Source organism: Clostridium sp. YIM B02569 (assembly GCF_022320765.1).
GTDB lineage: Bacteria > Bacillota > Clostridia > Clostridiales > Clostridiaceae > Clostridium > Clostridium beijerinckii.
In genome coordinates, this window is the sequence record NZ_JAKJJX010000029.1 from 56,168 (window position 1) to 79,266 (window position 23,099).

Consider the following 23,099-nt stretch of genomic DNA (forward strand, 5'->3'; position numbering starts at 1 on the left):
ACTCCAAAACTTAAATTTATTTTTAAAATTATTTATCTAAAAATAGTGTGTGAAGTGAGTGTTTAATAAGTATTTAGTGGAAAGATGTGTATTTTGGATAAAGTTTTCACTGCAAGTTAAGTGTAAATGTTGATTTATTTATTTAAGAAAGTACCCACCATTTCTGGTGCGGTGTATATCTAAAATTTAAACTTGTTTTTTAAATTTATTTATTTGGAAAGAGTGTGTGAAATAGTATAAACCAAATCATATGTATATGTTGCAATTCACAATTGAGGCTAAAATTCTTGCAATATTTTTAGAATTATGATGACGAATTAGTTTTGCAACATATATATAACAATATAAAAAAAGCAGCTATGATGTAATTAAGATTTTAAAAGATATGTTAAATTCAAAAAAGTTAATAATTTCAATGATTGAGCAATTGAACATGGATAAAGCATGTCAATTGCTCTATCTATTAATAAGGCTTTTAATGCTTATTAATATTGAAAATTGAGAATGTAGAATGAGTAATAAATTTAGTTATAAGGAATTTGTAAAAAATGTATTATGTGCATTATTTAAAGTAAAGTTAACTTTCATCCTTTATTCTCAATTCTCAATATATAATTATAAATTCAAAAGGTGGTGTGGCATTATGGAAAAGAAAATAAGTAATTCACTTCTTGAAGAAAGAGAAGATTTTGTGTGTTTTAAAGAGGGGCATAACAAAAAATCTATGAAGTGTGATGGCGATAGTGTATCAGGATCAGTTAGTCAAAGAGCGTGTGTATATTGTGGAGCAAGAGTTGTATTAAATCCAATAACAGATGCATACCACATAGTTCATGGACCTATTGGATGTGCTAGTTACACTTGGGATATAAGAGGAAGTCTTTCAAGTGGTGATAATTTATATAGAAATAGTTTTTCAACAGATTTAAGTGAACAAGATGTTATTTTTGGTGGTGAAAAAAAATTAATTGCTGCCATAGAAGGGATAATGGAAAATCATAATCCTAAGTTGATTTTCGTTTATGCAACTTGCATTGTTGGAGTAATAGGTGACGATGTTAAGGCAGTATGTAAAATGGCTGAGGAAAAATACAATGTACCTGTAATTCCAGTTATGTCGCCAGGTTTTTCTGGAAATAAATCTAAAGGATATAAATTAGCATGTAATGCACTAATGAATTTATTTTCTAGAAATATTCTCCCTAAGAGAAAAGGAATTAATATGTTAGGAGATTTCAATTTAGCTGGTGAAATATGGATTGTTAAAGAGTATCTAAAGAAAATTGGAGTAGATGTGATATCAACTATTACTGGAGATTCCAGCTATGACAAATTAATCAAAGCTAGCAGCGCAAGTTTTAATGTTGTTCAATGTGCTGGCTCCATGACATATTTAGCAAAGAGAATGGAAGCAGAAATGGACATTCCTTTCGTTAAAATAAGTTTTGTGGGACTTGAAGATACAAAAAATTCATTACTCAGAATAGCAAGCTTATTTGGAGATGAAGAAATGTTAGCAAAGGCTAAGGCTTTTGTTAAGGAAGAAGAAGAAAAGATATTGCCTATATTAGAAAAATATAAGGAAAATCTTAGAGGTAAAAAAGCCGCAATATATGTAGGCGGAGGATTTAAAGCAATCTCCTTAATCAAACAGTTTAATGAACTTGGAATAGATACAGTGATGGTTGGAACACAAACTGGAAAGAAAGATGATTATGAAGTTATAAATAGTTTAGTTAAAGATGGAACAGTAGTTTTGGACGATGCAAATCCTTCGGAATTAGAAAAATTTATGATTGAGCAGGATGTAGATATTTTAGTTGGAGGAGTTAAGGAAAGACCACTTGCTTATAAACTGGGAGTTGCCTTTTGTGACCATAATCATGAAAGAAAGCATCCACTTGGAGGTTTTGTGGGAGCTGTTAATTTCGCAAAGGAAATTAATCTTTCAATTAATAGTCCTGTATGGAAGTATGTAAAGGAGAGTGAAGAGAATGAAGGAATCTAAAAGTTATGTAAATCTAACCGTAAATCCATGCAAAATGTGTATGCCTATGGGAGTTAGCAATGCTTTATATGGAATTAAGAATTGTATGACTATATTACATGGATCACAAGGTTGTAGTACATATATTAGAAGACATATGGCAACACACTATAATGAGCCTGTAGATATTGCTTCATCTTCACTAACTGAAGAAGGAACTGTTTATGGTGGTGAAAATAATTTAATTAAAGGATTAGAAAATTTAATTAAATTATATAACCCAGAAGTTATAGGTATTGCAACAACTTGCCTTGCAGAAACCATAGGAGAGGATGTAGTAAGGCTTTCAAAGATATTTTATGAAAAACATCCAGATAGTAAAGTTAAATTAATACCAATACAATCTCCTGGATATGGTGGAACTCAATATGGCGGATATTTTACAGCATTAAGGGCAGTTGTAGAAAATGTAGAAATGTATCCAGATAAAAATGAAAAGGTAAATGTTATTGCCGGGCCAATGAGTAGTGCAGATATGAGGGAGATAAAAGAGATCTTGGAGGATTTTAAAATTGATTATATATTGTTACCTGACTTATCTGAGAATTTAGATGGAGTTCATAGCAAAAAATATAATAGGCTTCCAAGCAATGGTACGAGTATAGAAGAAATTAAATTTATGGGTGGTGCAAAGGCTACCATTGAATTAACCACATTTATTAAAGAAGAATATTCTGTAGGAGTTTATTTAGAGGAGAATTTTGGAGTTAAGAATTTTAGAATTAATGTTCCAAGAGGTCTTAGAGATACTGATAATTTTTTAAAAGTGCTAGCTAAAATATCAGGAAATCCAATTCCAGAAAAATATAAAAAACAAAGAGGAAGATATTTAGATGCTATGATTGATTCTCATAAATATAATGCAGAAGCTAGAATTGCTATATTTGGAGAACCTGATTTTGTATACGCTACTGCAAGACTAGCTGTAGAAAACGGAGCTGTACCAGTACTTATTGCAAGTGGAGATGTATGTAAAAAACTTGAACCAAGCTTAAGGGAAGAAGTTGACGAACTTTCAAATCAGTTATTTGCAGGTGAATGCAAAATCATAGATGAGGCAGATTTTAAGGAAATAGAAAAATTCGCCTTAGATTTAAAGGTAAATGTAATGATTGGAAGCTCGGATGGAAGAAGAATAGAGGAAAAACATAAGATTCCATTAATTCGAATGTCATTTCCTATTCACGATAGGATCGGTGGACAAAGAATATTATCTATAGGCTATGAAGGATCTTTAAATTTAGGGGATCAAATTACTAATGTTATGCTTGCTAAGACTGAAATGACATTTAGAGAGAATTTATACAATGAATATTATAAGGAAGAAGTTGAAATAAGTAATAAAGATATAGCAATTGAGGGGGAGAAAAAGATGGAAGCAAGAATTATCAGCAGAGAAGAAGTAGAAGAAAAAACAAAAACTCATCCATGTTTTAGCTGTTCATCAGCTCACAAGTATGCAAGAATGCACATTCCTATAGCGCCAAAGTGTAATATTAGCTGCAATTATTGTTTAAGAAAATTTGATTGTGTTAATGAGAGCAGACCAGGGGTAACAACTGAAGTATTATCGCCAGAGGAAGCTTTTGCTAAATACAAACTAGTAAAATCAAAAATGGACAACTTAAAAGTTGTTGGAATAGCTGGACCTGGCGATGCTCTTGCTAACTTTGATAATGTTAGGGAAACTTTGAAGCTTATAAGAGAACATGATCCAGAAGTTACATTTTGTTTATCAACAAACGGATTAATGCTTCCATTTTATGCTCAAGAGCTGATTAATTTAGGAGTAAGTCATGTAACTGTAACAATGAATGCTATTGATCCTAAAATAACTGCTAAAGTATATAAATTCGTAGATTATTTAGGGGTTACTTATACTGGTGAAGAGGCAGCTCAAATTCTCTTAAATAACCAATTATCAGGTATTAAGTATTTAGCTGATAGAGGAATTATGGTTAAGGTCAATATAGTAATGCTTAAGGGAATTAATGATCATCATATAGAGGAAGTAACAAAAAAAGCAAAGGAACTTGGAGCAGGAATAACAAATATAATGCAAATGATTCCTGTAAAAGGAAGTGTCTTTGAAAATATGCCTCTTACAAGTAATAAGGAAATAATGGATTTAAGAAAAAAATGTGGAGAGCATATTGAACAGATGTATCATTGTAAGCAATGCAGAGCAGATGCTATTGGTTTACTTGGAGATGATCAATCTCAAAAATTTAATAAGCCATCAAATGTAAAGGAAGTTACAGAAGAAAAACCACTAAAGTTTGCTATTGCATCAAAAAGTGGAATAGGCGTGGACATGCATTTCGGACATGCATCTGAATTTTATATCTATGAATATAAAAATGGAGAGCCAAGATATTTGGAAAAAAGAAATGTTGAAAAATATTGTAATGGTAAAGAAGTTTGTGAGGAAGAGGAAGATAAGTTTGCTAAGCTTTCAAAAGTTGTTTCAGACTGCAATGGAGTACTTTGTCTTAGAATTGGTGATGAACCAAAAAGAAAATTTAAAAGTATGAATATAGAAGTTTTTATGACATGTGAAACCATTGAAACAGCTGTTGAAAAAGCAGCAGAAGCTATATTAAAAGGAACTGAAGTTGAAGAAATGCTAAGAGCTTAATGTGATATCCAACGAAAGAACAGGTGCTCTGTTGTTTCGGTTGCTAGATAATATATCTGTGAATTTCTAACATTAGAAGTTGCACCCATTTCTGCATGCTCCTTAGGCAAGCTAAGGACAAGCAAAAATGGAACAACTTCTAATGAAGAAATGCCTACAGCCATATTATCAATGCAACACTACACAAAAGAGTACCTCTTCTTTCTGGTATGGAATATACATCAAAGTATAAATATTTAATAAAAATAGGAGATGAGTGAAATGATAGATATTAAACATCATATTTTTGTTTGTGCAAGTTGTAGAGTTAATGGAATGCAAAAAGGAATGTGTTATTCTAAAGATTCGGTAAAGGTTGTACAAAAGTTTATGGAAGAAGTTGAAGATAGGGATTTAATAAATGAAGTTATGGTAACTAATACAGGGTGTTTGGGAGTTTGCAATAAAGGTCCTATAGTAGTTGTTTATCCTGAAGGAACTTGGTATGGAAATGTAAAGGTTGAAGATGTAGAAAGAATTGTAGAAGAACATATCGAGGGTGGAAAAGTAGTACAAGAATTAGTTATTTAAAAATAATTTTATACTAGTCCATAAAAGTGAGCTGTCGCACTATGAACTGCTCTCTGTCAAGCAAACAGTGAAAAAATAAAAATATTTGATACCGCCAATTACAAAAGTATTGGCGGTATTTTATGCTACAGATTTCGGATAGTATCGATAGTATAAGGTGCCATATATTTTAGAATAGTATTGTTTTACTGCATTAACAATTCATGGTATAATGAAGAATAATTAATTGAGGCCATAGAGAGTAATTATCTCTATGGTTTTGATTTTAAGATAGCTCTGTTCATTTAAAAAATTTAGATTTGTTTTTATTTATGAATTTAAAAAATTGCTTAGATCATAACGAATCAATGATGTAAGGAGATTTGAAAATGATAAGTATAACTAAACTTTTGTGTAATTCTGATAATTATGGAGATAGCTTAAGGTATGTAGAAGGCGCAGCCATAGAAAAGTATGGGGTGAGTCCAGGAAGAGGACCTGTAGTTGCTTGGAACTGTACAAAAACTTGTAATTTAAAATGTAAACACTGTTATGCAAGTTCAGATAATAAAAGATATGATGACGAGCTTACGTTAGATGAATCAAAAAAGTTCATAGACGATTTAAAAGATTTTAACGTACCAGCATTATTGTTTTCTGGAGGAGAGCCTCTGATGAAGGAAAACATTTTGGAATTATTAGATTATGCAAGTCAAAGAAAAATAAGAAGTACAATATCTACTAATGGGATTCTTTTAGATAAAGATGTTTGCAAATCTTTAAAGAAAATAAATCTTGGGTATGTAGGTGTAAGCCTTGATGGTATAGGATCAAATCATGATGCGTTTAGAGGTGTTAATGGTGCTTTTGACAGTGCTTTAAGAGGAATTAGAAACTGTATTGAAGTTAATCAAAAAGTAGGTCTTAGGTTTACTATAAATAAAAACAATTATAAAGAATTGGAAGATATATTTAAGCTAATAAAAGAAGAAAAGATACCTAGAGTGTGTTTCTATCATTTAGTATATTCGGGAAGAGGAAGTAAAATGGTAGATGAAGATATTTCTAAGGAAGAAACAAGACAAGCTCTAGACTTAATCATAAGTAAGGCAATAGAATTTGGTCCAAGTGTTGAGATACTTACAGTTGATAATCATGCAGATGCCGTTTATACATATTTAAAGTCATTAGAGAAATTTAAAGATAAATCAGATAACATATTAAAACTTTTAAAGACTAATGGTGGAAATAGATCAGGAATGGCTTTTGCTAATGTAGACTTTTTTGGAAATGTTCATCCAGATCAATTTACTTGGCAACATACTTTTGGAAATGTGAAAGAAGAAAAATTCGGATATATATGGAGAAATTCTGAAAATGAAATATTAAATGGTCTTAGAAATAGAAAAAAATTATTAAAGGGTAGATGTTCTTCTTGTAAATGGTTAAATGTTTGTAATGGCAATTTCAGAACTAGAGCTGAAGCTGTACATAATGATTTTTGGGCAGAGGATCCTGCTTGCTATCTTACAGATGATGAAATTAATATTATGAAATAAGAAATACAAAAGGGTATATGAGATTTTATGTAAAGGTGAGTGAATGCAAATGATAATATCATGGAATACTACAAATAAATGCAATTTAAAGTGCAGTCATTGTTATAGAGATTCAGGCAAAGAAAGTCAAGGTGAATTAAATACAGAAGAAGCAAAGTTACTTATAGATCAAATTGCAAAAGCTAATTTTAAAATAATGATATTCTCTGGTGGAGAACCATTAATGAGAGAGGATATTTTTGAATTAATAAAGTATGCATCCAAAGCTGACTTAAGACCTGTCCTTGGAACAAATGGCACCCTTATATCAAGGGAAATGGCAGAAAAATTAAAAGCTGCTGGTATTTCTGCAATAGGCATAAGTCTTGATAGTCTTGATTCAAAAAAACATAATAAATTTAGAGGAAATGATGAAGCTTTTAGAGATACCATTTATGCAATGAAAAATTGTAGAGATTTAGGAATTAGATTTCAAATTCATACAACTGTCATGGATTGGAATAAAGATGAGATAATTACTTTGACTGACTTTTCAGTGGCTATGGGAGCAGCAGCTCATCATATATTCTTCCTTGTACCTACAGGAAGAGGAAAAGATATAGAAGATGAATTATTAAATTCAAAAGAGTATGAAGAGTTATTAACGTCAATAATGAAAAAGCAAAGTGAAGTAAACATAGAAATAAAGCCAACTTGTGCTCCACAATTTGTTAGAATTGCAGAAGATTTAGGTTTAAATAGTAGATTTAAACGTGGATGTATTGCAGGAACAAGCTATTGTATTATTAATCCAAAAGGAGATGTTCAGGCTTGTGCTTATTTAACAGAAGTAGCTGGTAATATAAGAGAAATCCCATTTGATGAAATATGGAAAAATAGTGAATTACTCAATAATCTAAGAACTCAAGAATATAAAGGAACTTGTAACAGTTGTAAAGATAAAAAAAGTTGTGGAGGCTGCAGAGCAAGAGCTGCATATTATAATGACGGAGATTATATGGCATCAGATAAAATCTGCATTTTTAATAATTAAAGGCAAGGATTTTATTTGACATTCCAAAACTTTAAGTGAGGAGGAACTGCTATGGATAAAATAGATAAAGAATTGCTTAATTTAATGCAAAATGAAATTCCAATAGATAAGAATCCTTTTAAAATACTAGGGGAAAAATTATTACTTACAGAAAATGAAGTATTAAAAAGAATAAATAAGTTAAAAAATGAAGGAATAATAAGAAGAATAGGTGGAATTTTTAATTCGAGAAAAATTGGATATACAAGTACTCTTTGTGCAGCTAAAGTGCCTGAAAATGAAATTGAAAAGGTTGCAGAATATATAAATATGTATGATGAAGTGACTCACAATTATATAAGAGAAGACGAGTATAATATGTGGTTTACCATGATAACGCGTTCAGAAGAGAATTTGATTAATATTCTTGAAGAAATAAAGAGAAATACTGGTTTGGAAGAAATAATGAGTTTACCTTCAGTTAAGTTATTTAAGATTAAAGTGGCTTTAAATCTTCAAGGAGATGATACAAATGATTAGTGATTTTGATAAGAAAATAATAAGTAGATTGCAAGAGGATATTCCTATAATAACTAATCCGTATAAGGATATAGCTAAAGAGCTTAGTATGGATGAAGATGTGCTTATAGATAAAATCAGAAATTATAGTGAAACTGGAATATTAAAAAGAATAGGAGCAATACTTTATCATAGAAAAGCTGGATTTAAAGCTAATGCAATGGTAGTTTGGAAGATTGATGATGAAAGATTAGATGAAATTGGAGAATATGTGGCATCCATTTCTGTAGTTACACACTGTTATGAAAGGAAACCTTTTGGTTCGTGGGATTATAATCTATACACAATGATACACGAGAAAGATAAGGAAAGCTGTAACAAAATTATTAAGCAGATAGCTGATGATATAGGAATTGAAAATTACAAAATTTTGTATAGCACAAGAGAATTAAAAAAGACTAGCATGAAATATTTCAAATAAATATATATACAAAGCATTGGTTATGTGATAATATATGTATAAAATAGCATATTAACAAAGACAATGTGGTCTAAAACCAAACTAAGAAGTTTTGTTTTAGGCTATTTTTTGTTGGCAAGGGAGCCTGTTTAATATATATAAATATATTAAGTAGGCTCCTTTTAGATAGATTATATTCACATGTAGAAAAAATTTGCAATTAAAAAGGGGTGGAATTATGGATGAAAGAAAAATCGAAATTATAGATAGGACAATAATTGTTTTGAGAGAAATATTTGGTGATAAGTTAAAAGAGAAAAGCGCACAGGTAAGAGAATTGATAAAATTACTATATATAATAGGAAGCGATTATATAGAAATTACGCAAGAGCTCTATGAAGAACTATCACCATTGCCTCAAGATGTAAAATTCATAATATCTAACAATAATAAAATTGAAATAGAAAGTGTTAATGTATTATATGAGATATTAGACAATAAGCTAAATATATATAACAAAATGAATGCAAGAATAGTAGGACTTGATGACATTATCTTTTATGATTATCAGCAGATTTTTTTAGAGATAATAAAGTTCTTTGGAAATAATATAGAGCTAAGTATAAAAAATAATTATAAATCAGCTACGGCTATGAGTTTAGAATGGGTTAAAGCTGGAGGAAAAAAAGTTGTAACGACTTTTGCAGGAATTGATGGCTTTGCTCCTCTTCAAGAAATATTAGGAGGGTCTTCTTTTTTAGAGAAAATAAAAGATCATAGTAATTATAAGCTATTTCCTAAGGTATTAAGTATATTTGAAGATATTACTGAAAGTAAAATCAGAGGAAATGCACCTTTTATAGGAAAAGATATTTTCAATGTAGAATCAGGAATTCATGTAAATGGAATAGCTAAAGATTCAAGAACTTTTGAACCATATGACCCTAGTGAAATTGGAAGGAAAAGAAATATTATTATAGGTAAGCATTCAAGTGTAAATGCATTAGAAATAAAATTAGAAGAACTAAACATAAAATATGAGCATGATAATTTAACAATTATGTTGGAAGATGTAAGGAAATTGAGCACACAAAAGCGTGGTGGATTAAGTAATGATGAAATAAAAAGATTATATAAGAAACTGTGTGTTTAGATTTTATAAGGTGGTGATATATTGATTTATAATGAAAAATTAGACAATGAAATATATATTGTAGATACAACTTTAAGAGATGGTGAACAATGTGCAGGAAAAGCTTTTTCAATTGATGAAAAAATTGAAATTGCGAAATATATGGATAAAATGAAGATTTATCAGATAGAGGCAGGTATACCTGCAATGGGAGATTTAGAAAAAGAATGCATTAAGAGGATATTAGAAATAAGAAAAAATTCACTAATTTCCGCTTGGAATAGAATGAATAAAAATGATATATTTCATTCAATGGAGTGTAAACCAGATATTATTCATATTAGCGTTCCTACATCGGATATACAAATATATTCGAATTTAGGAAAGGATAAAAAGTGGGTTGAAGAAAATCTTAAGGAATGTGTATTTTTAGCGAGGGACAAAGGTTATGAAGTTACTATAGGTTTTGAAGATGCTTCTAGGGCAGACATTAGCTATCTTATAAATTTGTGTGAAATAATTATTGGTATGGGCGTAAAGCGGGCAAGATATGCAGATACCGTAGGAATATCAATGCCTTCACTTATAAAGGATTCAATTAAAACTTTAGTAAACAATACTGGAATAGAAATAGAAATTCATGCTCATAATGATTTTGGAATGGCGATTCCAATTTCCCTAGAGGCAGTTAAAAGTGGTGCTAAATATGTGGATTGCACGTTGGGCGGAATAGGTGAAAGAACAGGAAATTGTAATCTACAGGAGTTTTTAAAAATATCAAATGCATATTTAAAAAGAAATAAAAAAATTGAGGGATTGATTTAGATATATATGCTATAATTCACAATGCACATTTTACAATTCAAAATTATGGCTAAAATTCTTGCAATATTTTTTTAGAATTATCATGAAGAATTATTTTTGTAATAATAAATTTGCAAGTGGAACTCTATTGAGCTAATTGCATTAAATGAGAATAACAATGTAGAAACTCAATTACAATATGTTCTAATATAAAACATTTCTAAAAATAATTGAGAAAATTATATAAATAAAAAAGTGAGCTTGAAGAATGTAAATATTATTTCAAGCTTATTTTATTCTCTTGAAATTTATATTCAATTTAAATTTGCGGATAAGTTACGATAAAGACTAATTTAGAAAGTTACGTTTTGTAAAGAGCATAAAAAAAATAAGATATACACTCCTTGAGTAGTTCAAAAGGAATTTAGAAGATGTGTATCATAGAGACTATAGATTAGATGAAATCTTAACATTAGAAGAATTTACAAGGATGTATATAAATATGGTATTGTATCATAATAGTGAAATAATTGATAAATATATTATAGATAGAAATATAATTGACACTCTAGCTACTGTATCCTTTATAATTGTAATCACAAGAAAATTATGAAGTGTAAGGAGAACGGTTTTATGAATAAAGTAAAAGAAAGAGATTTCCCAACAGTTGAAGAGTTATCACAAGGATTTAGCGAATTTAAGTTGCCTCAGGCGGATGAATTAGTAGGAAGAAAGGTAATACTAAATTATGAAAATGGATATGAAACGATTTATGAATTTTTAGATAATGAAACTATAAAAGTAAAATATATAAATGGAGAAGTAGAGGAAAAAATATCGGCTATTTATACAGCAGTATCTCCAAGAGAAAAAATATATATAATAGATTTTATATGGTCATTTGGAGAAGCTAAATCATTTACTACAGTTATTGATTTTAATAAAAATATAGCCACAACAGTAATAGCTGAATTACCTAATAAAGAGGAAGTAGCTATCTCGCAGTTTGAAAGAGGAGACAAGGGATTACCATTAACATCAGTTAAAGCAGAGTTTACACATGCTTCAATAGATACAAAATTTAATAGTAATACATTAAAACATAAGTTTACAAGCGAGTTAATAGGTGAAAGAATATTATTTAAGTATAGTTCCAATGATACTTATGAGCATATATATTTAAATGAAAATTATTATACATGGCATTGTGTAAGTGGAATAGAAAAAGGACTTTGTGATACTGATAGATGCTTTTATTTAAAAATAGAAGAAAATTTATATTGGTTTACTTGGTTGGAGAGAGTGGTACCAACAGTAGGAACTGTAATTGAGGATTTAGATTTAAATAAAATGCGTTCATATGGAAAAATATATGGATATGAATCATATGAAATGGGAAAAGTGAAGAACTTCCCAGTAGGTTCATATGCTACAATGCTAAATAAAACAGAGTACTAATGAAAAGACTAATTATACTAAAAATAATATAATGTATTTAGGATTAATTATTTTTAACGTGTAATAGAATGATTAGGATAAATTATTTTCAACGTGGAGGATGAAGTGAATAAATATTTTACTATTGGAGAAATATCAAAATTATTTAATATACCAGTAAAAACATTAAGATATTATGATGATATAGGATTATTTAAACCAACACTTATTAATCAGCAAAATAAGTATAGATATTATTCAATTGATCAATTTGTAATTATTGATATTATAAAGAATTCTAAATTAATGGGAATGTCACTGGAAGAAATAAAAAATGTTATTAATCATGATTCTTCAATAGAAGACACTTTGTCAATTATTGATAACCAGATAGATATATTTGATTTAAAAATTTCAGAATTGCTAGAAATAAAAAATTCTATGGAAAAGTTAAGAACTACTATAACTGATGCAATGAATTCGAAAAGTAATGAGGTATTTATAGAATTTAATAAAGAGCGTAGATATATTTCTTATAATTATGTTTCTAATAATATCGAAGAACAAGAAGTAAATTTAAGAAGAGCAATTTTAGATGTTGAAAGCAAGCAAAGGGAAGTATATTCAATTTTTGGGGTTGGAACTTTATATGAAAAATACATAGTAGAAAATAAGATTGTTAATATGGATATTAGATATTATATCGATGATAAATATGATGCTAATAATTATAATATATTACCAGAAGGTTATTATGTTTCAATAATATTTGATGATAACAGTTATAATAAATATAAATATTATAAAAAGCTTGCTGATTATATTAAGAATAATAGTATAAATGTAGTGGGTGATTTCAGTGAAACATGGATAATCCCGAAATCTTATAAAGGAAAAGAAATTACTTTAGTAAAATTAGAAATAATGTGTGAATGAAATATGCTTAATTTATGATAATGTACAAACCTGATATTGATATTAATGATTATGTCAAACAGTGGAATGTCTGATTAGAGAATGCTTTTTTTATTAAGAATTTAGGCAATCATAATATAATAGAATGGTGTATACTGTTTCATTCATTATAGTATTGTGAGTTCAAATTCCTTCTGGAGTTCCAGTAAGATAAAAGCCCATGAGAGTATTTTAAGGTGCCTATAAATACAATTATGGGCTTTATAATTTTAATATTTAGACTTATTAGATGAACATATTTACAAAGTTACTAAAACTTTAAGCTCATATCTTCACTAGAAATCATAAATATATTTGTGGAGAAAACATTTGAAAATGAGCTGTTAAAGGTTCTTAGTTGTAGGTTGTTACACTTTAGCTTGTCACACTGAAAGTGGGAGCATGCTAGAGTGGTTACAACCTGCTGCTTAGAACCTTCAGCGATATTTTCATAGCTTTTCGGAATCAAAATATTTATGATTTCGGTAAGTTATCACACAAATTTAGTTTTAGAGTGGGAGATCTATATTGAAAAAATATAAGTTGCATAGTATTATTTATAAAGTCCAAAATAATAAATATGTTTAAATAAAATTGTGTTATAATTTATTACATAAATTATTGTAAATTGGCGGGTGAACAAGATGAAGTTGGCAGATGAAAAAAAACAAATTATGAGCAAACTAAAAAGTGAAGAAGTAAATAATCTTCTAGAAAGATATAGCATTTCGAGTATGCTCACTTTTGGAAGTTTTAACAACGATGATTTCACTCAAGAGTCAGATATAGATATAGCAGTAATAGGTATAGAAAATATACCTTTAGATAAAATATTAGAACTTGAATTATTTTTAGAAAGAACTTTGGGTAAAGAAATTGATGTTATAGATTTAAGAAGTAGAGAATTAACTATATTTTTAAAGATAAATGTATTAAATGAAGGGAAAATTATATATTCTAATGATAATAACATTATTTTAGAAAAGTATAAAGAAGAAGTTGATATAATATATAGAGAAAATGAGAATTTCTTTTGGTTTAGAAGAAGGGATGTGTTGTCATGAATCAAGAAAGACTTATAAAGATAGTTGAAGATTTTCAAGAGTGCATAAGTGATATCGATGAGTGCATTGAGATATTAGAAAACAATAGTGATAATAAAATAATGATTAAGCTTGCAAAATCTAGTTTAAGACAATTATTTGTAAGTTTTAATACAATACTAGAAGACTTTACATCAGTAACTCTTAAGTCATTAAAAAAGTATAAAATAGGTATGACTTTAAATGATAGTTTGGAAGTGTTAAAAGAGGAGAAAGTACTTGATGCTGAGTTGTTTAACTTCTTAGAAAAATCAAGACTTCTTAGAAATAGAATTTCACATAGATATAAAGAACCAGCACATGCAGAATTATTTGAGCATGTTGTGAAGTATAAAGATGATTTTAAGAAAATTTTAAATATCGCAAAACAGTATTTAAAAGAGTAAGTAGGGGAAAAGATGCTAGAAGATTTAATCAGTGTTTTAGATAATGTAATATATTTAGATATAGAAACAACTGGACTTGATGAAACATGCTCAGAAATTATAGAAATTGGAGCTGTTAAAGTTAAGAATGGAGTTATAACTACTTATAATACATTAATAAAACCAAGAGGACGCGTGCCAATAAGTATTTACAGTCTTTGCAGTGATTTAAAGGAGGCAGATTTACTAAGTGCTAGAAGTTTGAATTCAATAAAACAAGAAGTACTGAAATTTTTAGAAGATTTACCTTTAATATGTCATAATGGAAATTTTGAAAGAAAATTTTTATCTTTTTATATTCCTGAAATAAAAAATACAATAATGGATTCCATGGAACTTGCAATAATTTTAGAACCATGGAGAAAAGAATATAATTTAAATTCTTTAATTAAAGAAATTACTAATTTAAATAAGGATGAGTTACATAGAGGACTATCAGATTCAATAGACACCTTAAAAGTAGTTAATTCACTACTTTTAAGGCAATGGAATAGAGAAGAAAATAGCAGAAAAAAGAATAAATCTCTACATAACCTAATTATTAAAGAATATCAGTATTTACAAAAATGGCCATGGACTAAGCATTTATTGAAGCCTCCTTTTTTCATTGATGAAGGTTATACATATGTAAATTACCTAGAGAACAAAGAAGAGGAACTTAAGCTAAAGAAAATTCCTATAGATTATTTGAAATATGAAGATTTACTTGAAAATGAAGAGATATGGAACAATGGTGGGGATTTTGGATACCAGTATAGAAAAGATCAAAAGGAATTTGCAAAAAAGATAAGAGAAAATTTTGAAAAAGGTGAGAGGATATTTATAGAGGCACCAACTGGAAGTGGGAAGACTTTTGCGTATGTAATAATAGCTGCTATTGAAACGTACCTAAATAAGCAGAAAAATAGAAAAGATGATGCTAGCTTTATTATATCTACTAATACAAAGGAATTACAAAATCAACTTATTGAGAGAGATATTCCGACTATACTTAAAAAATTAAGATTAGATGATAAATTAAATTACGGTGCTATGAAAGGGAAAGGAAATTATCTTTGCATAGAGCGAATAAATAGATGTGAAGAATTTCAGATGGATGAAAAAGGTAATCTAGCATTACTTTTTCTAAGGAGACTTTGTGAAAATGGTAATTATGGAGATATAGAAAATATAAATTATCTAGTTCAAAAACATCTGGAATTGGATAAGTACATAAGGGAAGTTAATTGTGATAGTGAACAATGTAAGCTTGATAAATGCACAAGGGCTTGCTTTTTGAGAAAAAGGTATAATGAGCTGCCTGAGGAAAACATCACAGTTATTAATCATTCTCTTTTAGCATGCTGGCCATATACTGAAAAGAAAAAAATTAACCACATAATTATTGATGAGGGTCATAACTTAATGGAAAAGTGTTATGATTTTTTTGCTGAGGAATTTTCGTCAGCTGAATTTATACAATTGCTAGATCTTATAGAAAAAGGTCACCCGAGTATTATAGCTATGCTTTTAACTTTAAATGCCAGCTATGGTTATAGGGAAACCATAGAAAAAGATAAAATTATGTATTTAGCAAATGACATTATAGTAAATATAAATATATTATTAAATGATTTTAGAAGTATAAGGCTTGTTAGCGGGGAATATAATTTTACTACTGAATTTTTCCTTCCAAGAGAAGATTTAAAAGGAATAACAAATGCTATAGGATCTGAGATATCAGTTTTGAAAGAAAGTATATATCCACTATATAAGATGTTAAATGATTATATTTATAATATAACTTTAGATGACGAAATAGATGGAGATATTGACCATAAGAATTTATCTGATTTCATAGCAAAGCTTAAAAGTGCATTTGATGTTTTAGATAAGTTTTTAGAAAGCTCAGTGTTCTATGCAAAAATATTAGAAGTAGACTCAGAATATAAATCATTCACACTTAAAAATGTTCCTTTAAATGTTGGAGAGCTAGTTAATGAACATATGTTAAAAGATGTTAAAAGTACAACGTTCTTATCGGCAACATTGAGAATAGAAAATTCTTTTAATAAAATAAAAAAGCATTTAGGACAGGAAAAGGCAAAGGAGTTTATAATTCCACCAACTTTTGATTTAAAGAAAAGGACTAAAATCTTTGCTTTAAAAGATGTTGGGAGGTATGATGAACCATCATATATAAAAAATGTTTCCAAATTTATTTATAATACTGCATTAAAAATAAATGGTCATATTCTTGTTTTATTCAATAATAATGCAAGGAGAACTGCTGTGAGTGAAGAGCTTGAGCTGCTTACTAGAGGAACAAAAATAGAAGTACACATGAGTAAAAAATCAGTAAGAGCTTTAAATGATAAAAATAGGCAAGTTATAATACTTGGAAGCAAGGGATTTTTTGAGGGGATAGATGTACCTGGAGACGCATTAAGCTGTGTTATGTTAGATAAAATTCCTAACTATAGTCCAGAATATCCTATTTTAAGAGCAATTACTACATACCAGAAGAAGGGGTATCAGGATGTGAATTATCCGCAGGTATGTATTAAAGCTAAGCAAATATATGGTAGACTTATTAGAAGCACTTTTGATTATGGATATTTCATAATTTTAGATCCAGGGCAAAACTCATATACTATAAGAAATCTTGAAAGAGATTTAAATGGGCCAAGTATAGAATTTTCATCGACTACTAAAGTACTTTCAGAGATGGAGTTTGATTATAATAATTGGAGAAGAAACAATATTAATACAATCATAAACAACATTAAGAAAAGTAATAAAAGCATTAAAAAGGAATTTAACAATGAAGCAAAGAAGCATAAATTATTTTGGGAATTACTAAAAGTTGAAAATGATATGTATTATTTTGAAAACATTAATTTTAAATTAAATGGTAAAATTTGAAATTAAATTTAAGTGATAGCTTACCGAAATCATAAATATTTTGATTCCGAAAAGCTATGAAAATATCGCTGAAGGTTCTAAGCAGCAGGTTGTATCCACAAATATATTTATGATTTCTAGTGAAGATATGCACCTAAAGTTTTAGCAACTTTGTAAATATGTCAATCTAATAAATAGAATTCTTAAATCGGTTATATATATATTACAATTATAGGATGTTTTTTGGCAAATTATTTTGATAATGGTAAAATTTTTAGAAAAAAATATAAGCTTTAAATGTAATATATGCTATAATAAACGTATATAAATATAAAGTTGAAAATTTATTATATTTTCATACGGAGGTGGTAATAATATAAATAAAGTAATTTATTTTACAAAATAAGAAAATTATAATTTAGGATTGAATAAAGAGAGGGATGTGAAGGGTATGGTAGAAAATATAACACAATTATTACAAGAATATAAGAGTACAAAGGAATCCTTAGAATGTGGGTTGAAATGGCTTCCTAAGAATGATTATGCTAAGTCTAAAATCGAAGTTATAAATATGGTCATAAGTGATCTAGAACAATTAGAACAACAACTTAGTTAATAAATTAAAAGTATTAAAGTGAAAATTATAACTTTAAAGTATAAAAAAAGTTATTAACATATAATAAAACTGCTTCAAAACTGTATTTTGAGGCAGTTTTATTTATATATGTTGCAATTCACATTTCACAATTAGGGCTAAAATTTGTGCAATATTTTTAGAATTAAGATGAAGAATTATTTTTGCAACATGTATAATGAAATATATATTATACTATCTTATTTTTAATTATGACCATACTTCATAAATAGCTTCTGCTTCTTTTATTCCTTGATTAAATCCAGCCTTTGCAGATGCTGTAGTATGAGTTGGGTCATAAGGATTTTTTCCTATTGCTAAAATACTATCTTTATTAGGTACAATAAGGGAAACAGATGAGCTTTTTTGCATTTCAGCAACATCTTCTTCAACGCTTGGAACTAGACCATATTTTTGGGGCATAGGCGATAAAATTACAACTTTATCATAAGAAGCTGCCAAATGTGCATTTGTACTCGAAACCATTCCCCCATCAATCCAGTCTATTCCATTAAAGTGTACTAATGGCCAGAGTCCTGGAACTGCACCACTTGCGTTTACTGCATTTATTAGCGTTGTTCCTGAATTTTTATCGAGTACATGGAGATTACCGGTTTTTGCATCTATTGCAGTGACCTTTAACTTTGAAGGCCAGATAGTTGTGGTGAGCCTTGATTCAACAACTAATTTACGTTCTTCTATTGATACTTTTGTAGGATATTTTTTTGCAATATCTCCAAACATCTTTCCAATTTCTTTTTTATTATCTTTACCATATTGAAAGGCTTGGGTCCATAACATCATAAGTTCAGAACTAACAGATACATTTACTTCAGATGCATTTTGGATGAGTTGAGACTCATAAAGTTTTCTCATATTGTAGCCACTTGCTAATGAGGATCCAACAAATGAACCAGCGGATGTTCCGATTATAACATCTGCGTCTGCTAAATTAATTCTCTCTTGTAACAATGCCGCAATTATTCCAATCTCCCAAGCAATTCCGGTTACTCCGCCACCACCTAATACAACAGCTCGTGTTTTTTTATTAATATTTTGCATGATAATATTCCCCATTTCTTTATTATATTAACTAGTAAAGTGTTTAAATATAGTATAAACTATGAAGTAATGTTTATAGTCAAGGGAAATTAGTGAGGTATTTTATGAAAATAAATGAAGTGTCAAAAAAAACTGGGTTGTCTATATCGACTATTAGATTTTATGAAAAGGAAGGATTGATTCCTGAAAAATATGTTAGCAGGGGCGCAAATAACTATAGGAGTTATTCTGTAGATATAATTGAGTATTTATTGATGATAAAAACAGTTCATTCTGTGGGTTTTTCTTTAAGAGAGATCAAAGAGATACAAAAAGGTAATGATAATATAATTTCAATTGACACAAAGATCGAACTCTTGCAAGAAAAGATAAAGGAAGTAGAAGAGCAAAAAGAAAATTTAAATAAAACTGAGATTATATTAAAAAAGATGTTGAAAAATAAATTGAATTCAAAACTCATATTAACTGAAGGATCTATCAATAAAGATAAAAACTAGTTTTGATAGTTTTTCGAAAAACTAATAACACTGTAGATTTACTGAAAGGAGCCTTTTTTTCTTGGTTTCTATCTTAAATATTATGGTAAGAAGTATTTCTTAGGTACGTTTTATTTTAGATAATATAATTAAATAGCAGCAAAATAAAAGTAGTGAAAACATACTGCAATATGTTTTTCACTATAGTATATAATTCTAGTTGCTTAGGGAACTAATATCACTAAGATTTTTTATTAAAAAAATTAGTAGCATATTAATTTGACCTAGGCTACTATTTTTTTTAGGTTTTTTCTATAAGAATCACTACTAATGTTAACAATGATATTAAGAACAATCCACTTTGAAATAATAATATTAAAGTATCGTTAATCATATATATAGCATCACTTCTTAGAAAGAGTTAAGTGATATCTGTACTCACTATATGATAGGGATATTTCAATTTATAAGTAAGGTAATAATAATGTTAATTGTATCTTTGACTAATATTGTTTGGCGTAATTAGCAAGTAACTTGTCGTATTCTGCTAGTTACATAGTCATATTTAATAGGTATAATGTAATAAATGTTGAACTAGCAATGCAAAATGTAATTATAACTAAATTAGTGAATATGTAAGCATTTAAAGGAGGTTTATATACATGACATCTAATGCCCGCATTAAAATCACGGCAGGATTTTGGGAAAGTTTATATCAATTAGGGATTGATGCTAAGCATGTAGTTAGAAAAGCACGACTACCGCTTACAATTATTACTGACCCTTTTGTAACAACCACTCAATATTTTGCAATCTGGAAAGCTTATTCAGATATCATTGATGATACTGCTAAAGGAATTATTAAGCTTGCGACCGTATTTGAAACAACCCATTATCCGCCCACAGTCTTAGCGACTTATCACGCTCGCGATTATCGTGATGCGTTAAAGCGAATGGCTCGATATAAACAAATGTGTCCTCCTGAAGGTTTACGCATTACCGAGAAAGGTGATGAGTGTACAATAGAATTGGAATGGTTGTATGTTGAACAGCCTGGTCCACCGATTTTGGTTGGTATTACTTTGGCATTTCTTCTGGAGCTAGGTCGCAGAGGGACAGCTCAACCTTTAAGAGCTAAATTGGTAGAATTCTCAGATTCTATGGGTAATGTACAAGTGCTTGAAGCTTACTTTGGCTGCCGAGTTCAGACCGGTGCAAATTGTAATCGCTTGACGTTACATCGAGGAGATTTGGACCGCCCATTTGTTTCATATAATGCAGAGTTGCTAGAGATTCTGACTCCAGCACTTGAACAATCGCTGGATGAGAGACAACGAAGCTATTCAATTACTGAGATGGTCAAGTGGATTGTAAAACGTAGCCTAACAGGAGGGTGTCCAGATATTCAGACCGTCGCTAGTGAGTTGGGGATGAGCAATCGTACATTGCAGCGCCGTCTTATTGACGAAGGTACGAGCTTTAAGAATGTATTAACACAAGTCAGGCATGAGCAGGCAATAGAGTATTTGACAGACTTATCTCTCGACATTAAAGAAGTAGCCTTCATGATTGGATATGAAGACAAAAATTCATTCTACCGCGCTTTTCGACTTTGGGAAGGTAATACTCCTTCAAATTGGCGTGCTGAGCATGTAGGTAAAAATTAGATAAATTCACTTTGTCTGAAAAGTAAAATGTATAACACTATATTATAAAAAAGTTAATCTAATAAAAATTACAAAAGAATAAGAGTATTTGTTTGCATTAACTTTTTAAAATCTTAATAAATAATTTAAAAGGAGAAATGTATCATGGATATGGGATTAAGCAATAAAACAGCTTTAGTTACGGGATCAACAAAAGGTATAGGTAAAGCAATTGCTATGGAACTTGCTAAGGAAGGTGTTAATGTACTAATTAATGGACGAAATTATGAAGAAGTAGAACAGATTGTAAATGAAATTAAATCAAAATTTCCAACTACTTCTCCTCAAAATGCTACAGCAGATATAGTAAATGTTAAACAAAGAGAAGCTTTATTTGAGAAATATTCTAGCATTGATATTTTAGTTAATAATATGGGTATCTATGAAATTATGGAATACAATGATGTTGAAGATGAAATATGGGAAAAATACTTTAAAACTAATGTTCTTGCTGCAAACGGATTATGTAAATTTTATTTATCTAAAATGTTAAAAAATAATTACGGTCGTATTATTTTTATTGCAAGTGAAGAAGCAATTATGCCTTCTGGACAAATGCCACAATATTGCATGACAAAATCAATGTTATTATCACTATCAAAGAGTTTATCTAAATTAACCATAGGAAAAGAAGTTACAGTTAATACAATTATGCCAGGACCAACACTTTCTGAAAATGTATATGAAATAGTTGATAGTGTATATTCTGAACCAAATATGACTTTTGAAGAAAAGGAGAAAAAATTTATGGCTGCAAATTTACCTAAATCTGAAATACAGCGTTTTATTAGGCCAAGTGAAATAGGTAGATTAACTACATTTGTATGCAGTCCTTGTGCAGGAGCATTTAAAGGTTCTCCAATTCGCATGGATGGAGGAATGGTACCGACTATTTATTAAATGTATCTATATTATTCATGCATAAAGGATTGATATAATCAAAGAAAATTGTACATAAAGCAAGCAATTCTTATGTGTTTAATAAATCGGTTCTTAATTATTTTTTCTATTTTAGCACTTTGTAATTTATATAAATCTTAATAATTAAACTTGACACTATTCATATTCTCATTAGGCTAATAATACGAATTTGAGACATTAGACATATTAAAATATCCTAGTAAAGCTTATTTATGCCTTACTAGGATATTTTACTGCTACCTTTAAAAATATTACAGGTGCTAAAATTTTTATGATTACCATAGAAAAGCACTATCACCCTTTTTGTATTATTATAATTAGCGTATCTTTAGTTTATAATAATTAAATTCGTTGATTATTTATTTTAACAGGTCCAATATTTCGTTTTCTGTAATTGAAGAATCGCAACGAACTTCTATTTCTCTATTTTTACTAACAATAAATCCTGGTACAGTTACAATATTATATTTTTCTCTAAATGAGTCAATTAAATTATCTGAAAAATTAGAACTATCTACATAGTAAATTGTTGTGTTAATTTTATTAGTCAAGGCACTTAATTTTTTAGTAAATTTACGGCAGAATGGGCATGTTGCACGACCAATATAGATAACAGCTAAGTCTTCATTAGATAATAATTCTTCTGCTTGTGTAGAAATCACTTTTTCAAATAACTTTACATTCTCTTCATAGTTATCTTCTTCAAACATATATATCCTCCTAGTTTTTTATAATAGTATATCAAAGGCAAATTATTAAATCAATTTAGTTAGCTTTT

Annotated in this window: 22 protein-coding genes; 18 read left to right on the forward strand and 4 right to left on the reverse strand. The window is 29.0% G+C overall.

Features of this window, described 5'->3' with window-relative positions:
• Nucleotides 1-643 precede the first annotated feature (643 nt).
• A complete protein-coding gene (gene nifE, locus L3B96_RS22215; RefSeq protein WP_077856920.1) occupies nucleotides 644-2,008 on the forward strand; it encodes a nitrogenase iron-molybdenum cofactor biosynthesis protein NifE in 1,365 nt (454 codons plus the stop codon).
• Nucleotides 1,995-4,685, forward strand: a complete 2,691-nt coding sequence (gene nifB, locus L3B96_RS22220) for a nitrogenase cofactor biosynthesis protein NifB (RefSeq protein WP_238948602.1) — start codon at nucleotides 1,995-1,997, stop codon at nucleotides 4,683-4,685. Before nifE ends, nifB begins: the two co-directional genes overlap by 14 nt.
• Here the strand turns inward: nifB and L3B96_RS22225 are convergent.
• Nucleotides 4,682-4,849 carry a hypothetical protein gene (locus tag L3B96_RS22225; protein ID WP_238948603.1) on the reverse strand — a complete coding sequence of 56 codons (168 nt, stop codon included), beginning with the start codon at nucleotides 4,847-4,849 and terminating at the stop codon, nucleotides 4,682-4,684. The two genes, nifB and L3B96_RS22225, sit on opposite strands and share 4 nt — an antisense overlap.
• A 97-nt stretch (nucleotides 4,850-4,946) precedes the next feature.
• Here L3B96_RS22225 and L3B96_RS22230 point away from each other — a divergent pair, with 97 nt between their 5' ends.
• The 13 genes from L3B96_RS22230 (at nucleotide 4,947) to L3B96_RS22290 (ending at nucleotide 18,138) form a co-directional block, all read left to right on the forward strand.
• Complete coding sequence (locus L3B96_RS22230; RefSeq protein ID WP_012058237.1) at nucleotides 4,947-5,255, forward strand: 2Fe-2S ferredoxin; 309 nt, start codon at nucleotides 4,947-4,949, stop codon at nucleotides 5,253-5,255.
• A 368-nt stretch (nucleotides 5,256-5,623) separates the two neighbouring features.
• Nucleotides 5,624-6,793, forward strand: a complete 1,170-nt coding sequence (gene nirJ1 / locus L3B96_RS22235; RefSeq protein ID WP_238948604.1) for a putative heme d1 biosynthesis radical SAM protein NirJ1 — start codon at nucleotides 5,624-5,626, stop codon at nucleotides 6,791-6,793.
• A 49-nt stretch (nucleotides 6,794-6,842) separates the two neighbouring features.
• On the forward strand, nucleotides 6,843-7,826 hold the full coding sequence (nirJ2, locus tag L3B96_RS22240) for a putative heme d1 biosynthesis radical SAM protein NirJ2 (protein ID WP_238948605.1): 984 nt from the start codon (nucleotides 6,843-6,845) through the stop codon (nucleotides 7,824-7,826).
• 51 nt (nucleotides 7,827-7,877) lie between these two features.
• The gene (locus L3B96_RS22245; protein WP_012058240.1) at nucleotides 7,878-8,345 is read left to right on the forward strand and encodes an AsnC family transcriptional regulator; all 468 of its coding nucleotides are present in this window, start codon (nucleotides 7,878-7,880) and stop codon (nucleotides 8,343-8,345) included.
• Complete coding sequence (locus L3B96_RS22250) at nucleotides 8,338-8,805, forward strand: Lrp/AsnC family transcriptional regulator (RefSeq protein ID WP_012058241.1); 468 nt, start codon at nucleotides 8,338-8,340, stop codon at nucleotides 8,803-8,805. Before L3B96_RS22245 ends, L3B96_RS22250 begins: the two co-directional genes overlap by 8 nt.
• Nucleotides 8,806-9,022: 217 nt before the next feature.
• The gene (locus L3B96_RS22255; protein ID WP_238948606.1) at nucleotides 9,023-9,937 is read left to right on the forward strand and encodes an isopropylmalate synthase; all 915 of its coding nucleotides are present in this window, start codon (nucleotides 9,023-9,025) and stop codon (nucleotides 9,935-9,937) included.
• A gap of 21 nt (nucleotides 9,938-9,958) precedes the next feature.
• Nucleotides 9,959-10,741: a homocitrate synthase gene (locus tag L3B96_RS22260; RefSeq protein WP_238901081.1), complete on the forward strand. Its 783-nt coding sequence runs from the start codon at nucleotides 9,959-9,961 to the stop codon at nucleotides 10,739-10,741.
• 612 nt (nucleotides 10,742-11,353) lie between these two features.
• Complete coding sequence (locus L3B96_RS22265) at nucleotides 11,354-12,178, forward strand: molybdenum cofactor biosynthesis F family protein (RefSeq protein WP_238948607.1); 825 nt, start codon at nucleotides 11,354-11,356, stop codon at nucleotides 12,176-12,178.
• Between the two features lie 105 nt (nucleotides 12,179-12,283).
• Nucleotides 12,284-13,093 (forward strand): helix-turn-helix domain-containing protein, encoded by an 810-nt coding sequence (locus L3B96_RS22270; RefSeq protein WP_238948608.1) that lies wholly within the window; start codon nucleotides 12,284-12,286, stop codon nucleotides 13,091-13,093.
• 662 nt (nucleotides 13,094-13,755) lie between these two features.
• Entirely contained in the window at nucleotides 13,756-14,175 is a 420-nt protein-coding gene (locus L3B96_RS22275) for a nucleotidyltransferase domain-containing protein (RefSeq protein ID WP_236898712.1), read from the forward strand.
• Entirely contained in the window at nucleotides 14,172-14,600 is a 429-nt protein-coding gene (locus L3B96_RS22280; RefSeq protein ID WP_012058245.1) for a HepT-like ribonuclease domain-containing protein, read from the forward strand. The genes L3B96_RS22275 and L3B96_RS22280 overlap by 4 nt, the downstream gene beginning before the upstream one ends.
• 12 nt (nucleotides 14,601-14,612) lie before the next feature.
• Complete coding sequence (locus L3B96_RS22285; RefSeq protein WP_238948609.1) at nucleotides 14,613-17,543, forward strand: helicase C-terminal domain-containing protein; 2,931 nt, start codon at nucleotides 14,613-14,615, stop codon at nucleotides 17,541-17,543.
• A 430-nt stretch (nucleotides 17,544-17,973) separates the two neighbouring features.
• Nucleotides 17,974-18,138 carry a hypothetical protein gene (locus tag L3B96_RS22290; protein ID WP_017212855.1) on the forward strand — a complete coding sequence of 55 codons (165 nt, stop codon included), beginning with the start codon at nucleotides 17,974-17,976 and terminating at the stop codon, nucleotides 18,136-18,138.
• A gap of 228 nt (nucleotides 18,139-18,366) precedes the next feature.
• On the opposite strand, the gene L3B96_RS22295 is transcribed toward L3B96_RS22290, so the two are convergent.
• Nucleotides 18,367-19,218 carry a patatin-like phospholipase family protein gene (locus tag L3B96_RS22295; protein WP_238948610.1) on the reverse strand — a complete coding sequence of 284 codons (852 nt, stop codon included), beginning with the start codon at nucleotides 19,216-19,218 and terminating at the stop codon, nucleotides 18,367-18,369.
• Nucleotides 19,219-19,322: 104 nt separating this feature from the next.
• Between L3B96_RS22295 and L3B96_RS22300 the strand changes: the two genes are divergently transcribed.
• Nucleotides 19,323-19,715, forward strand: coding sequence for a MerR family transcriptional regulator (locus tag L3B96_RS22300; protein WP_238948611.1), 393 nt, complete (start codon nucleotides 19,323-19,325; stop codon nucleotides 19,713-19,715).
• A gap of 280 nt (nucleotides 19,716-19,995) precedes the next feature.
• Here L3B96_RS22300 and L3B96_RS27510 read toward each other — a convergent pair whose 3' ends face one another.
• On the reverse strand, nucleotides 19,996-20,088 hold the full coding sequence (locus L3B96_RS27510) for a putative holin-like toxin (protein WP_343073106.1): 93 nt from the start codon (nucleotides 20,086-20,088) through the stop codon (nucleotides 19,996-19,998).
• 268 nt (nucleotides 20,089-20,356) lie between these two features.
• Between L3B96_RS27510 and L3B96_RS22305 the strand changes: the two genes are divergently transcribed.
• Both L3B96_RS22305 and L3B96_RS22310 read left to right on the forward strand, forming a co-directional pair.
• Nucleotides 20,357-21,361 carry an AraC family transcriptional regulator gene (locus tag L3B96_RS22305; protein ID WP_238948612.1) on the forward strand — a complete coding sequence of 335 codons (1,005 nt, stop codon included), beginning with the start codon at nucleotides 20,357-20,359 and terminating at the stop codon, nucleotides 21,359-21,361.
• 144 nt (nucleotides 21,362-21,505) lie between these two features.
• Nucleotides 21,506-22,300 (forward strand): SDR family NAD(P)-dependent oxidoreductase, encoded by a 795-nt coding sequence (locus L3B96_RS22310; protein WP_238948613.1) that lies wholly within the window; start codon nucleotides 21,506-21,508, stop codon nucleotides 22,298-22,300.
• A 380-nt stretch (nucleotides 22,301-22,680) separates the two neighbouring features.
• On the opposite strand, the gene L3B96_RS22315 is transcribed toward L3B96_RS22310, so the two are convergent.
• Nucleotides 22,681-23,031, reverse strand: coding sequence for a thiol reductase thioredoxin (locus L3B96_RS22315; RefSeq protein WP_238948614.1), 351 nt, complete (start codon nucleotides 23,029-23,031; stop codon nucleotides 22,681-22,683).
• Between the last annotated feature and the right edge of the window lie 68 nt (nucleotides 23,032-23,099).

Coding starts and splice junctions, on each gene's coding strand:
- nifE (WP_077856920.1), top strand. CDS start 644: ATGGAAAAGAAAATAAGTAATTCACTTCTTGAAGAAAGAGAAGATTTT.
- nifB (WP_238948602.1), top strand. CDS start 1,995: ATGAAGGAATCTAAAAGTTATGTAAATCTAACCGTAAATCCATGCAAA.
- L3B96_RS22225 (WP_238948603.1), bottom strand. CDS start 4,849: ATGGCTGTAGGCATTTCTTCATTAGAAGTTGTTCCATTTTTGCTTGTC.
- L3B96_RS22230 (WP_012058237.1), top strand. CDS start 4,947: ATGATAGATATTAAACATCATATTTTTGTTTGTGCAAGTTGTAGAGTT.
- nirJ1 (WP_238948604.1), top strand. CDS start 5,624: ATGATAAGTATAACTAAACTTTTGTGTAATTCTGATAATTATGGAGAT.
- nirJ2 (WP_238948605.1), top strand. CDS start 6,843: ATGATAATATCATGGAATACTACAAATAAATGCAATTTAAAGTGCAGT.
- L3B96_RS22245 (WP_012058240.1), top strand. CDS start 7,878: ATGGATAAAATAGATAAAGAATTGCTTAATTTAATGCAAAATGAAATT.
- L3B96_RS22250 (WP_012058241.1), top strand. CDS start 8,338: ATGATTAGTGATTTTGATAAGAAAATAATAAGTAGATTGCAAGAGGAT.
- L3B96_RS22255 (WP_238948606.1), top strand. CDS start 9,023: ATGGATGAAAGAAAAATCGAAATTATAGATAGGACAATAATTGTTTTG.
- L3B96_RS22265 (WP_238948607.1), top strand. CDS start 11,354: ATGAATAAAGTAAAAGAAAGAGATTTCCCAACAGTTGAAGAGTTATCA.
- L3B96_RS22275 (WP_236898712.1), top strand. CDS start 13,756: ATGAAGTTGGCAGATGAAAAAAAACAAATTATGAGCAAACTAAAAAGT.
- L3B96_RS22280 (WP_012058245.1), top strand. CDS start 14,172: ATGAATCAAGAAAGACTTATAAAGATAGTTGAAGATTTTCAAGAGTGC.
- L3B96_RS22285 (WP_238948609.1), top strand. CDS start 14,613: ATGCTAGAAGATTTAATCAGTGTTTTAGATAATGTAATATATTTAGAT.
- L3B96_RS22290 (WP_017212855.1), top strand. CDS start 17,974: ATGGTAGAAAATATAACACAATTATTACAAGAATATAAGAGTACAAAG.
- L3B96_RS22295 (WP_238948610.1), bottom strand. CDS start 19,218: ATGCAAAATATTAATAAAAAAACACGAGCTGTTGTATTAGGTGGTGGC.
- L3B96_RS22300 (WP_238948611.1), top strand. CDS start 19,323: ATGAAAATAAATGAAGTGTCAAAAAAAACTGGGTTGTCTATATCGACT.
- L3B96_RS27510 (WP_343073106.1), bottom strand. CDS start 20,088: ATGATTAACGATACTTTAATATTATTATTTCAAAGTGGATTGTTCTTA.
- L3B96_RS22305 (WP_238948612.1), top strand. CDS start 20,357: ATGACATCTAATGCCCGCATTAAAATCACGGCAGGATTTTGGGAAAGT.
- L3B96_RS22310 (WP_238948613.1), top strand. CDS start 21,506: ATGGATATGGGATTAAGCAATAAAACAGCTTTAGTTACGGGATCAACA.
- L3B96_RS22315 (WP_238948614.1), bottom strand. CDS start 23,031: ATGTTTGAAGAAGATAACTATGAAGAGAATGTAAAGTTATTTGAAAAA.